Source organism: Nitrospira sp. M1 (genome assembly GCF_965152605.1).
Map to the genome: position 1 here is coordinate 3,036,422 of NZ_OZ224217.1, position 12,091 is coordinate 3,048,512.

Sequence of the window (12,091 nt, forward strand, 5' to 3'; positions counted from 1 at the left end):
CGTCGCGAGAGAATTTACCCATGAAACGTGAAAATTTCGCTTCGCCTATATATAGAAACACCCGGTCCCAAGGTTATTTTTCATGACAAGCATGAGTGTGGTAGTATAGCTGCATTCTATGTGTATACGTGAACAACAGAAGTCCGTCATACGGCTACATCAAGAGAATCTCTGCAAGTCACAGTTGGAGCATCCCTTGCCTCACTATTGCACCAACCTAGACATTCTACCTTTTCTTCACTCTGAATAGGGGAACCATGTCTCCCCAAGATGCCCAAGCTTACTGTAAGGATGTCTCAAAGAATAGTGGGAGCAATTTTTATTACTCCTTCTTGTTTTTGCCGCCAGATCGCCGAGATCTGATGTATACGGTCTATGCGTTTTGTCGCGAAGTCGACAATGCCGTCGACGACCCGCCACCAGGAACCGATCCACTTGACCAAGTCATACGTTGGCGCAAAGAAGTGGCCGCCGCCTACGAAGGTACGCCTACGTTTCCAGTGACCATTAGCTTAGCCCATCACCTTCAAACGGTCGATATTCCTCAAGCGCACTTCCAAGATCTGATTTCTGGCGTTGAGATGGACTTGACCATCAAACGATATCAGACATTTGAAGACCTCTACCCCTATTGCTACCGGGTCGCTTCCGTTGTTGGACTCATCTGCTTGAAAGTATTCGGGACACGAGCACCGGAAGCTACTGAATATGCCACGAACCTTGGCCTTGCATTTCAACTGACGAATATCCTTCGTGATGTTGGAAGCGATGCCGAGAGCAACCGCATCTATCTTCCCCAGGAAGACTTCACTCGCTTTGGGTATTCCGAGCAAGATTTATTCGCTCGACAGCACACACCAGAGTTTATCGAGTTCATGAAATTTCAATGTGGACGTGCGCGCGAGTATTATTCGCACGCTCAGCAGATACTACAAGCACTCCCGCCTGCAGACCGTCGCGCCTTAATCGTGGCTGAAATTATGCGGGGCGTGTACAGTCGAATTCTCGATAAAATTGAAGCGAACAACTATCAGGTATTCGGACCACGAGTCAGCCTCCCCTCATCCAACCGACTGCTCATTGCTGCGGGGATCTGGCTTCGCTCCTCCCTCTTTGGAACCACGACACAACAAGCGTGAAGCCTCACATTCTTGTTATGGGGGCTGGGCTTACTGGCCTCACCACAGCTTTTCGTCTGGCCTCACATGGCTTTCACGTGTCGATTGTAGACCAAGGCCAGGACCAGCCTTTACTCGCTCCTGTATCACCACTCCCTCCTCACACACGCTCAGAAAAAAACCTTTCTTCTCCGGGTAGCACAGAAAAACAGACCCAGTTTTCTCACGACGGTCCTTTTGTGATCCATGGATTTCAAGATGCCACGTGGGCTCTGTTGCGAGAGCTACAGACCATTTCCCTTTTGACGTCGACCCCACCTGTCACCTTGGAATTTATGACTGACGCGGCACAACAACCTGTGCATTTCAACCCTGCATGGACCCCTGCGCCATTTCATACGCTCATTGGCCTCCTACGCTTTCAAGGCATGCCCTTTTCCGAACGCTGGACGTTGATCAAAAAGTTAGAACAGTATTGGGAAGGGGACCTTGAGCTGCCACAAGACTTGGAGAGCCAAAGCGCAAAAGCCTGGCTTACGACACTGGGACAATCGGAACAGACCATCCAGAATATCTGGGATGTCTTATGTCAATTCATTCTTGGCTCCGACACACATCACTGTTCGGCTCAGTATTTCAAAACGTTACTCGTGCAATATTTTTTATCAACGAGACAGCACAACCGAACGGTCATTCCTTCACTCGACGAAGAAACACTATTGATCGCACCACTTCGCAAATCTCTCGCAGCGCAACATGTTCACATTCATCAACATTCTACAATCTCATATTTCCACTATGATGCATCTGGTCTCTCAGGAGTCACACTGAACGATGGCACACAGCTCACAGCCAATTATTATATTTCCGCCTTACCACGACACAGACTCATTGCCTGTCTGTCTGATCGTATCTTGACGAAATATGCGTACTTTTCCAATCTCACTCAATTACATGAACACTCCTCGCTCATGGTCCAGCTTGAAATTCCCGAGTTCTTCACCAAACCCCGACTACTCCTTTCCCCTAACACCTACAACTGGATTTCCGTCCAACCATTGCATCAGACGTCTAACCCTTCGTCACGGTCCACACGGATATCATGTGTGAAAATGAGCAATCAGCCACTCGCTGACTCGACTGATCATGACATTCTTTCAGAACTCTCTCGCCTCTTACCTTCACCAATCAATCAACACCTTCATCCCTCGAAATCAATTCGAATTACCAGAACCATGCGTACCATCTTGACCTGCCATCCTGACACATCCGTCTTTCGCCCCATTCAAAAAAGCCCACTCGCAAACCTGTTTCTTGCAGGACCGTGGACAGACACAGGTTCCCCGGCATCCCGTGAGAGCAGTATCCTCAGTGCCAATCTCTGCACCCAAGCTCTACTCGATTCGATCACTCGTCACTGAATTGACAAGCCTTTCCACGAGCTCTAAGATGGACGTGCTATGACGCTTGATGAACTGAAAACCTCTCTGACAGATTGCCAAAAATGCCGGTTATCATCAGGGCGCACGCAAGTGGTTTTTGGTATTGGTAATCCCAATGCCGACATCATGTTTGTTGGCGAAGGTCCAGGGTATTATGAAGATAAACAGGGTGAGCCATTCGTGGGTGCTGCAGGGAAACTGTTAACCGAATTACTTGAATCAGTCGGTCTTTCGCGTCAAGAAATCTATATAGCGAATGTCGTCAAATGTCGCCCTCCCAATAATCGCGATCCGCAAGCAGACGAAATTGAAACATGCCAACCATTTCTTCTTCAGCAAATTCAATTGATCAATCCGCAGCTTGTCTGCAGCCTCGGAAACTTCGCCACACAAACCCTTCTCGGCCAAAAAATTGGTATTACCAAAGTTCGTGGCCGCACATTTCAATGTCCAGACTTTACACTCTTCCCCTTACTCCACCCTGCCGCTGCACTCCACCAAGGAAACCTTCGAATTCCTCTGAAAGAAGATTTCCAAAAACTCAAACAAGTTCTCGACAAAATGAAAAGTGCTCCAGCTCACTCCAACGCATCGGACATCGAGCAATCAACAACCAGCGATTCCCAAGTCGAAACAGACACGCAACCGCGACAAATGGATTTATTTTAACAATATCCTTCACGTATCATCGCTCGCTATAATTTCTTTTCGCAACCGTGTAATTTCGTCCATCACCTGTGTGGTGACCTGCTCAATTTTGCCTCGATCTGGTTTTGACTCTTGAGGAAAGATCAACGGTTTGCCATAACGAACCATAGCTCGACAGGGTATCAAGAGTGTCCGAACGATTGACGTCACTGATCGTTCATTCGCCCAGACTACCGAAACTGGCACAATCGGCGCTCCAGTCTTTAAGGCGAGATATCCAATCCCTGGGCGTCCTTCTTCCGCGCGGAAATTATCAAGACCTCCTTCAGGAAAAAGACCGACGACCTGATCGTGACGGAGTCGCTGAAGCATGCCTCGAACCGCATTGATGTCTTGACGGCCCCGACGCACAGGAATCGTGTCCATGGCTTCATACGCCCACTGGAATCGCGATGCATAGATTTCCTGCGCCATCAAAAACGAAATATGCCGTCCGGCGGATGCGAGCAAGACCAGGGGATCTCCAAGTGAAGAATGATCGCTGACTAACAACACAGGCCCCTGGTCAGGGAGAGGAGATGGCTGCACATTCGTCACTCGAAACATAACTCGACAGACGAGTCGATTCAGCCAAGACAGCCAGATGCGATTGATGTGAGTGAGGGGTTGTGCCATGACCCGTGACGGTTATGAGCAATATATCCGCATTCTGATACAAGAAATGTTACCGAATGCGTCTGTATGCTTCTATTAGAACAGCATTGAAACTCTTTGAACCGGAGTAAGGAGCTCACCTACGCGTAGAGAATATGACGAAGTTCAAGAACGGTTGGAATATTGAGAATTTGCAAAATACACGCAAGGAGAAAACTGGATGTAATACTCTCGCCTACGTATCCGAAGAAACAGACGACGATGTTTCGGCTTCATCAGATGCCGTTGTCTCATCACCGGACTCGCTAGACTCTGCATTCTCAGCATCGTCTTCTGGCATTTCCTCGAATACTTCGTCTTCTGGATTGATATGCCACCTGATAAGCATGTCATCCCACCAGACGTCATTGACGTCATCGCCTGGGTCTACACCTAACAGTTTCACATCCTCTTTGGATATTGTGTCGTCAATGACGGTGGGATTAAACAGAGCTCGATCGATAACTTCTTTCGTCGCAAAACCACCAACGATCCAAGATGGCGTATCAGCCCGACGTGATTTATAGGCTTGGAGACCAACCTTCAAGTACAGAAAAACTTTGCGCTGGACATCATCGTCCAACCCGCTCGGTGGGAGCGAAAGCATCTTTTCGATTTTTTTTCTCCACTCACGTTGATTATACCGCGAGGTTATTAATTGAAGAGCTTTTCCACCATCTGTGACATCAAGCGGCATAAATTACGTACCTTATAGCTTCTGGGTGATAAACTTGCGCCTCTTTCAACAAATTTTCCATTGACGGCCGCAAGCTCAACTAATTACCGGCAACGATCATTTCACGAATCTTCACAGTCGGACAGGCAATACGACTTCTAAACTCCAGATCATTGCCGACAATTTCAATGTCAGAGAATATTTGCTTGAGATTTCCAGCTATTGTAATTTCTTCAACCGGATACGCGAGTTCTCCGTTTTCAATCCAATACCCGGCGGCGCCACGCGAATAATCTCCCGTCAGCATATTCACACCGAATCCAATTAATTCCGTCACATACAATCCTTGCTTCACTGAACCAATGATCTCAGCAGGAGAGGTTGCTCCAGGCTCCAAGTATAAATTCGTTGGACCAACAGAGGGATTATCTCCGACCCCACGCGATGCATTACCAGTCGATTGCATCCCGAGCTTTCGCCCCGAATAGGTATCTAATAAATAACTGGTTAACAGCCCATGCTCCACAATGGAAGTTTTTTGGGTCGCCAACCCTTCGCCATCGAACGGGCGGGATCCCAAGCCCCCAGGCAATCGGCCATCGTCATAGACTGTGACAAAGTCTGGAGCAAGCTGCTTCCCAAGGTAGCCCAATAAAAAAGAGGCACCTTTATACAACGAATACCCCGAAACCGCCGTTGCCAAGTGCCCTAATAAACTTTGGGCCGTTTCTTGATCAAAAACAACCGGTACTTGCTGGGTCGATATTTTTCTCGCCCCCAAACGCCGAAGAGTCCGACGAGCCGCTTCTTTTCCCACGGTCTCTGGACTATCGAGTTGATGATACTTTCGCTTTACGGAATACCATGAATCACGTTGCATGCCCCCATTGTGACTCTCGCCTGCAATAGGTGAAACCGAGAGCGAATAGGAGGAGCTTTGATGACAGCCCACAAATCCATGATGATTCGCCAGAAGCACGGTCCCATGGGACACCGCGCAATCTGCGCCTTCAGAGTTCGTAATTCGTGAATCAACAGACATTGCCGCCTGCTCTGTTCGACGCGCTAAGTCTATTTCTTGATCCACGCTCAAGGTCGTTGCATCGTAGACATGTAAGTTCGGAAAATCCTGCGACATCAAATTGGCATCCGGAAGACCAGACACCTCGTCTTCCGCTACGGCCTTTGCTAATGCACACGTATCCGCAACCAATCGAGATAATGATTCTCGAGAAAAGTCAGAAGTCGACGCCGATGCAGACCGCTTGCCGAAAAAAACACGTAATCCAAGACTTTTCTCTCGTGCCTTGGACAAACGATCTACCTCAGACAATCTAACTTGCACGGAGACTGAATCACCTTCTGCCACAAGGACATCGGCTTCAGACGCCCCAAGTGATTTGGCACGATCCAGCATTTCTGTTGCCAGCGAGGCAAATTGCTCATGTTCGGATATTAATGAAGTGCTCATAAGAGTATTACTCAGATCGATCTGGACGAAGAGCCCGACTTGCCCGGAAGATTCTCGGGACTCACATTATCCCCCAACACTGGTTCCTCCGACTGTAATTTCATCAATACGGAGAGTCGGCAGGCCAACGCCGACAGGCACCGACTGTCCGTCTTTCCCACACGTTCCAATCCCGGCATCGAGTTGAAGGTCATGCCCCACCATAGAAACTTGCTTGAGGATATCAGGACCGCTCCCGATCAACGTCGCCCCCTTGACAGGCTTGGTGACTTTTCCATCTTCAATCAGATAGGCCTCACTGGCAGAAAAAACAAACTTACCATTCGTAATATCAACTTGCCCTCCGCCAAATGACACGGCATAGATACCCTTTTTTACCGAACGGACAATATCGTCTGGGTCCGATTCTCCCGCTAACATAAAGGTATTCGTCATCCGTGGAAGGACAATGCTTCGAAAATCTTCCCGTCTTCCATTTCCCGTGAGTGGAATTCCAAGAAGTTTGGAATTTAATCGATCAGTAATATACCCACGGAGAATCCCCTTTTCAATGAGCATGGTTCGGGAAGTGGGTATTCCCTCATCATCTATATTGAGCGACCCTCGACGAAAGGGCAGGGTTCCGTCATCGACGATTGTACACACGTCGGATGCCACTCGTTGTCCGATCAGGTCACTAAAAGCCGATGTCTTACGACGATTAAAATCGGCTTCCAATCCATGCCCAATGGCTTCATGCAACAAAATGCCTGGCCACCCGTTTCCCAGAACGACAGGCATCACGCCGGCTGGCGCATCAACAGCCTGTAAATTCAGAATGGCTTGCCGAGCGGCTTCGCGTGCAAATTGACGAACACGATCCGCTTCATAGTAGTACGAAAACTCTACACGCCCGCCACCACCGAATGACCCCACTTGGTGATTACTCCCCTCTTCAGCAATACACGTCACTTGCAGTCTGGACAATGGTTGAATGTCTCCCACGAGCTGTCCATCGGAATTGGCAATCATCACCACCTTATGCTCAGTGGTAAATGAAGCCATAACCTTTGCAATTCGCGAGTCATACTCTCGCGCGGTTGCGTCGATAAGATTTAACAACTTCACACGCTCTCCGGTCTCGACGTCACTGATCGGTTGTTGCTGGGGGTAAAGGTTCTGAAGAGGCTCAGAACGGTGAGTCACGGCAATAGGCGTTTCACCTTGGGGGGAATTGGCAATATATCTGGCGGTATCTGCCGCGATTTCTAAGTCTTTCTGAGACAGGTCGTCCGAATACGCAAACCCGGTCTTCTCCCCAGCCGTAGCTCGAACTCCGGCTCCCTGTCCAATATGCTTCACGGCCCGTTTGACAATGCCTTCTTCCATAGAAACCGATTCAGAAATATTTGACTCAAAATAGATATCTGCATAATCAACATCGCGAGCCTTTACCCGACTCAAGGCCTTGAACACATCCTGTTCCTGTAATGAAAATTGGTGAAGTCCTGGTGTTGGTACATCTGTCATTCTCGTATCCTTCTTTGAAGCACATGGGGTCGTGACAAGAAAGTGGAGTATAGCCGATCATCTTTAAATGGCGCAATTTTGTATGAATTCCGAGTACACGCATGATGAACTGAATGAAAATGGTTTGCCTCTCCTAGTGAAAACCTACAGGTTTGACAAACACCCCATTCCTCAGTAGACTAAAATTTGTCGAGTTCTACAGAACTTTCCCGATAGCATTCTCCTAATTCCTGACCTGCTTAGTTTATTCATGAGCCACTCACAAGTTGTGTCACCTGGGCAAATCGCCGAAGCTCAATTGTTGACACAATTAGACTCCGAACTCCTACCTCGCCATGTCGCCATTATCATGGATGGAAATGGCCGATGGGCAGCGCTCCGTGGACTGCCTCGAATTGAAGGGCACCGCCAAGGCTTGACCGCGCTCCGTGATGTCCTTGATATCTGTCACGAAGTTGGTATCCCCCATATCACCATATATGCATTCTCACATGAAAACTGGAACCGCCCTGCTGCTGAAGTCTCAATGCTTATGAGACTGTTGGACGAATATCTGAAACACGAGCGCCAATTATTTATGGAACGCCGCGTACGGTTCTTCCCCATTGGACGATTGGAGAAACTCCCTCACGCTGTACGATCCTTAGTCCAGGACGTTGCCGAGGAAACCCAACATTTCACCGACCGTGTACTCACGGTTGCGTTAAGCTATGGAGGACGGGCCGAAATCATCGATGCCGTAAAAAGTCTTGTAAAAGACATCCAACTGGGAACCGTACGTGAAGAACACATTAACGAGGACCTTTTTGAAGGATACCTTACAACCCATGGTCTGCCTGACCCGGATCTCTTAATCCGAACGAGCGGGGAAACACGCATCAGTAACTTTTTGCCTTGGCAAATCGCGTACACGGAACTGTATTTCACCAAAACTCTCTGGCCTGACTTTCGTCGTCAGGAAACCCTCGCCGCGCTTCTCGACTATCAAAGCCGTGAGCGAAGATTTGGGCGCGTCTCACACAGCGTGGCCCCTCAGAATGGGCTGTGAAGAACGACCCCAGAGATCCTAGCCACTCCTCACAACCGGGGAGTCCGGAAGCCCATCCGAAACCCCATCGCTTCACCTTACAACGCGTCTACCCGGCACTGATCTTTGCCCCTCTCTTTTATGTGTTCGTACGCTACGTCCCACCTTTTGCCTTTTGGGCTCTGATTTTCATTGTCGCTGGATTAGCGTTTTGGGAATTCACCAAAGTCACGCTCCCAACTCCTCCTACGTCTCTCGCCTCGACCTTCTACATCGGATCGATCGGCATCCTGTTGATAGCCATACAATGGACCGATCATATCGGCCCCATCACGATCGCCACCTTCATCGTTGTGGCACTCCTCCTCGCCTTCATGTTGGCCCCCCAACAAGTTAAGCCACGTCTTCCACGACCAGTCGCCATTGTTTTTGGCATTGGCTATATCGGACTCTGCTTGGGACATCTTCTGCTCATCCGTCAGCTAGAATCAGGAGACTTCCTGATCTTTTTTGTGATCGTAGTGACATGGGCGGCCGACACTGGCGGGTACTATATCGGCGCGTCAATCGGTAAACGACCGATCGCACCTCGATTAAGTCCCAAGAAAACCGTTGAGGGTTTTATCGCTGGCATTATTTTTTCCGTGATACTTGCGATACTGTGCCACTTCTGGTTTCTTCCGTCGCTACCATTATACGATTGCCTTATCATTGGCATTTTGCTCGCTTGTGTGGGATTATTAGGCGACCTTGCGGAATCGGCCTTCAAGCGAAGTGCTGGAGTCAAAGACTCCGGCTCCTTGATTCCTGGGCATGGAGGCATCCTCGATCGAATTGACAGCTTGCTGTTAACGGCTCCGGCGTTCTATTACTATCTCCTGATCGTGAGTAGCTCAGCCCATTATTAGACTGCACGCATAGAAGGGTTTCTTCATGAAGAACATTGTCATTCTTGGCTCAACGGGATCGATCGGGGCCAGTACGTTGGACATCGTGTCAAGATTTTCAGAGCAATTCTCTATTGTAGGCCTGACAGCCGGTCAAAATGACAAGAAACTCGAAGAACAAATTCGAACATTCAATCCACAGGTTGTTGCACTATCCTCTCAAACCGCCGCCGATGCGCTACGCGCTCGACTCAAGGGACATCCCGTCGAAGTGTTAAGTGGAGAAGAAGGACTGTGTGCGGTTGCACAGCATACAGAATGTGATTTAGTGATTTCGGCAATCGTGGGCGGAGCAGGGCTCACGCCTACCATGGCGGCCATTCGAGCAGGCCGTAAAGTTGCTCTGGCAAATAAAGAACCTATGGTAATGGCCGGACATCTTATGCAAGAAGAAGCTCATAAACAGGGAACCAGGATTTTCCCCATTGATAGCGAACATAGTGCCATTTTTCAGTCACTCGAAGGACATCGCCGGGTAGATGTTCGCCGCATTGTGCTCACCGCTTCCGGTGGACCGTTTTGGGACTGGCCACTTGATAAAATAAAAAATGTCACAATAGAACAAGCCTTAAAACATCCTAATTGGGAAATGGGTGCGAAAATTACCATTGATTCGGCCACATTAATGAATAAAGGGTTGGAAGTGATTGAAGCCCGCTGGCTATTCGATATTCCTCCCGCTCAAATAAATATTGTTATTCACCGAGAAAGTATTATCCATTCTTTGGTAGAATATCGTGATGGCTCGGTCATGGCACAGCTTGGACTCCCTGATATGCGAACACCAATTTCCTATGCACTCAACTACCCCAACCGGATTCCCCTAGATCCCCCACTGCTCGACCTCGGCACGATCGGCCAACTGAACTTTGCACCACCAGATTTTGAAAAGTTTCCATGTGCGCAATTAGCCTATGATGCACTGGCAGAAGGTGGAGGACTTCCGGCAACCTTGAACGCTGCCAATGAAGTGGCCGTTCAAGCATTCTTAGACAAGACGATTTCGTTCTTAGATATCCCGAAAATCATTGAAGAAACCATGACGGCCTATACACCTCGAGCTTTGCGTTCAGTGGAAGATGCCTTAGAAGCCGATCGATGGGCACGAGAAAAAGCCTCGATGCTCAGAAACGTCGCAGTGAAATAGGTTCATACAATGACGCTCTCTCCATTCATGTTCATGGCACTATCCCCTGACGCTATTTTTGTCTTTGCCCAAAAAATATGGTGGTTTCTCATTGTTCTGGGTGTCTTAGTCGCGTTCCATGAATATGGGCATTTTTTAGCTGCACGCTGGGTTGGCGTCAAAGTCTTAAAATTTTCAATAGGATTTGGACCAAAAATCTTCAGCCGAACCGTGGGCGACACCGAATACCTGATTTCGGCCGTTCCCCTCGGTGGATATGTGAAGATGTTCGGCGAGGATGATACTGAAGTCGTCAGCCCTACAGAGCAACGAAGATCCTTTACCCATCAATCGTTGCCCAATAAAACACTCATTGTCGCGGCAGGGCCTGGATTTAACTTTCTGTTGACCTACTTGATTTTCTCTGGGCTCCTGGCAAGTGGTTCGCCACTCTTTGTGCCAACATTTCAGGATCTGACACCGCAAATCCAAGCGATTATTCAAAATTCTCCAGCTGAAAAGGTTGGATTACACGTCGGCGATCGCATTCTTCGCGCCGATGAGACGGAAATTACCACCTACGGAGAGCTAGCCGAGTCCATCGAGAATAGTCACGGACGGGCAATGACCATCGATGTCCTCAGAGATGAAGCGGTCAAAACCTTTGTGATTACACCATCTTCGAAACCCAATCCCAATCAACCTGACGAACTCATTTATGGATTGGGTATCGAAGCCATACCACCCGTTGTCGGCGATGTTGTCCCCAATACGCCGGCCATGGAAGCCGGCCTACTTGCCGGAGATCGAATCCTTGCAATCAATGATCAGTCGATTCATACCTGGAGACAAATGACTGACGTCGTCCGGAGTCATCCTGACCAGCCCATTGTGGTGCAAGTGTTACGGGATCAGCAAACACAATCTCTCAGCGTGACTCCTGCCGCCGAAAATTTCACGACGGAAGACGGCGAAACACAGGTTATTGGGAAAATTGGCATTCGAGTTCAAGGGCGATCAATGTTCACAACCGATTCGATCCTGACAGCTCCATTAGACGGAATGATTGCCACATGGAAATGGTCAGAACTGACCGTCGTAGGTGTCTACAAGCTTCTCACAGGAGAGATATCAACGAAAAACATCGGAGGACCAGTCATGATCGCCAGTGTCTCGGGCGAACATGCCGAGCAAGGACTTTCGAGTTTAATTTTCCTCATCGCCATCCTGAGCATCAATTTAGGCATTCTCAATCTCTTACCCATCCCCATTTTAGATGGTGGGCATTTGTTCTTCTTTGCCTGTGAAGCAATTCTTGGTCGTCCCCTTGGAGAACGATCTCGTGAAATCGCGCAACAGGTTGGGATGGTCTTGCTTCTCTGCATTATGGTATACGCGACTTGGAATGACGTTTCACGCCTTCTGCAATAAACA

General features: G+C 48.7%; 11 protein-coding genes. 7 read left to right on the forward strand and 4 right to left on the reverse strand.

Translation table 11 applies throughout. The features are described 5' to 3' along the window. Positions 1 to 257: 257 nt before the first annotated feature. Genes hpnD through ACWHX8_RS13905 form a run of 3 tightly spaced genes read left to right on the forward strand, consistent with a single transcriptional unit; the run spans position 258 to position 3,229 of the window. The gene (hpnD, locus tag ACWHX8_RS13895) at positions 258 to 1,139 is read left to right on the forward strand and encodes a presqualene diphosphate synthase HpnD (protein ID WP_447968725.1); all 882 of its coding nucleotides are present in this window, start codon (positions 258 to 260) and stop codon (positions 1,137 to 1,139) included. Then, the gene (locus ACWHX8_RS13900) at positions 1,136 to 2,539 is read left to right on the forward strand and encodes an FAD-dependent oxidoreductase (RefSeq protein WP_447968726.1); all 1,404 of its coding nucleotides are present in this window, start codon (positions 1,136 to 1,138) and stop codon (positions 2,537 to 2,539) included. Before hpnD ends, ACWHX8_RS13900 begins: the two co-directional genes overlap by 4 nt. Positions 2,540 to 2,578: 39 nt before the next feature. Further along, positions 2,579 to 3,229 carry a uracil-DNA glycosylase gene (locus ACWHX8_RS13905; protein ID WP_447968727.1) on the forward strand — a complete coding sequence of 217 codons (651 nt, stop codon included), beginning with the start codon at positions 2,579 to 2,581 and terminating at the stop codon, positions 3,227 to 3,229. 9 nt (positions 3,230 to 3,238) lie between these two features. Here the strand turns inward: ACWHX8_RS13905 and ACWHX8_RS13910 are convergent, their stop codons facing one another. The 4 genes from ACWHX8_RS13910 to tldD form a co-directional block, all read right to left on the reverse strand. Then, positions 3,239 to 3,883, reverse strand: coding sequence for a lysophospholipid acyltransferase family protein (locus tag ACWHX8_RS13910; RefSeq protein ID WP_447968728.1), 645 nt, complete (start codon positions 3,881 to 3,883; stop codon positions 3,239 to 3,241). Positions 3,884 to 4,097: 214 nt separating this feature from the next. Further along, complete coding sequence (locus ACWHX8_RS13915) at positions 4,098 to 4,598, reverse strand: hypothetical protein (protein WP_447968729.1); 501 nt, start codon at positions 4,596 to 4,598, stop codon at positions 4,098 to 4,100. A 79-nt stretch (positions 4,599 to 4,677) separates the two neighbouring features. After that, positions 4,678 to 6,048 (reverse strand): TldD/PmbA family protein, encoded by a 1,371-nt coding sequence (locus tag ACWHX8_RS13920; RefSeq protein ID WP_447968730.1) that lies wholly within the window; start codon positions 6,046 to 6,048, stop codon positions 4,678 to 4,680. A gap of 66 nt (positions 6,049 to 6,114) precedes the next feature. Then, positions 6,115 to 7,557, reverse strand: coding sequence for a metalloprotease TldD (gene tldD, locus ACWHX8_RS13925; RefSeq protein WP_447968731.1), 1,443 nt, complete (start codon positions 7,555 to 7,557; stop codon positions 6,115 to 6,117). A 250-nt stretch (positions 7,558 to 7,807) separates the two neighbouring features. Between tldD and ACWHX8_RS13930 the strand changes: the two genes are divergently transcribed. Genes ACWHX8_RS13930 through rseP form a run of 4 tightly spaced genes read left to right on the forward strand, consistent with a single transcriptional unit; the run spans position 7,808 to position 12,088 of the window. Then, positions 7,808 to 8,605, forward strand: coding sequence for an isoprenyl transferase (locus tag ACWHX8_RS13930; RefSeq protein ID WP_447968732.1), 798 nt, complete (start codon positions 7,808 to 7,810; stop codon positions 8,603 to 8,605). Continuing rightward, positions 8,602 to 9,492, forward strand: coding sequence for a phosphatidate cytidylyltransferase (locus ACWHX8_RS13935; protein ID WP_447968733.1), 891 nt, complete (start codon positions 8,602 to 8,604; stop codon positions 9,490 to 9,492). The genes ACWHX8_RS13930 and ACWHX8_RS13935 overlap by 4 nt, the downstream gene beginning before the upstream one ends. A gap of 25 nt (positions 9,493 to 9,517) precedes the next feature. Further along, positions 9,518 to 10,678, forward strand: a complete 1,161-nt coding sequence (locus tag ACWHX8_RS13940) for a 1-deoxy-D-xylulose-5-phosphate reductoisomerase (RefSeq protein ID WP_447968734.1) — start codon at positions 9,518 to 9,520, stop codon at positions 10,676 to 10,678. A 9-nt stretch (positions 10,679 to 10,687) separates the two neighbouring features. Continuing rightward, positions 10,688 to 12,088, forward strand: a complete 1,401-nt coding sequence (gene rseP / locus ACWHX8_RS13945; protein ID WP_447968735.1) for an RIP metalloprotease RseP — start codon at positions 10,688 to 10,690, stop codon at positions 12,086 to 12,088. Positions 12,089 to 12,091: the final 3 nt, after the last annotated feature.

Bases quoted from the DNA above. Each gene is read 5' to 3' on its own strand.
- hpnD (WP_447968725.1), top strand. From the start codon at position 258: ATGTCTCCCCAAGATGCCCAAGCTTACTGTAAGGATGTCTCAAAGAAT.
- ACWHX8_RS13905 (WP_447968727.1), top strand. From the start codon at position 2,579: ATGACGCTTGATGAACTGAAAACCTCTCTGACAGATTGCCAAAAATGC.
- ACWHX8_RS13910 (WP_447968728.1), bottom strand. From the start codon at position 3,883: ATGGCACAACCCCTCACTCACATCAATCGCATCTGGCTGTCTTGGCTG.
- ACWHX8_RS13915 (WP_447968729.1), bottom strand. From the start codon at position 4,598: ATGCCGCTTGATGTCACAGATGGTGGAAAAGCTCTTCAATTAATAACC.
- ACWHX8_RS13920 (WP_447968730.1), bottom strand. From the start codon at position 6,048: ATGAGCACTTCATTAATATCCGAACATGAGCAATTTGCCTCGCTGGCA.
- tldD (WP_447968731.1), bottom strand. From the start codon at position 7,557: ATGACAGATGTACCAACACCAGGACTTCACCAATTTTCATTACAGGAA.
- ACWHX8_RS13930 (WP_447968732.1), top strand. From the start codon at position 7,808: ATGAGCCACTCACAAGTTGTGTCACCTGGGCAAATCGCCGAAGCTCAA.
- ACWHX8_RS13940 (WP_447968734.1), top strand. From the start codon at position 9,518: ATGAAGAACATTGTCATTCTTGGCTCAACGGGATCGATCGGGGCCAGT.
- rseP (WP_447968735.1), top strand. From the start codon at position 10,688: ATGACGCTCTCTCCATTCATGTTCATGGCACTATCCCCTGACGCTATT.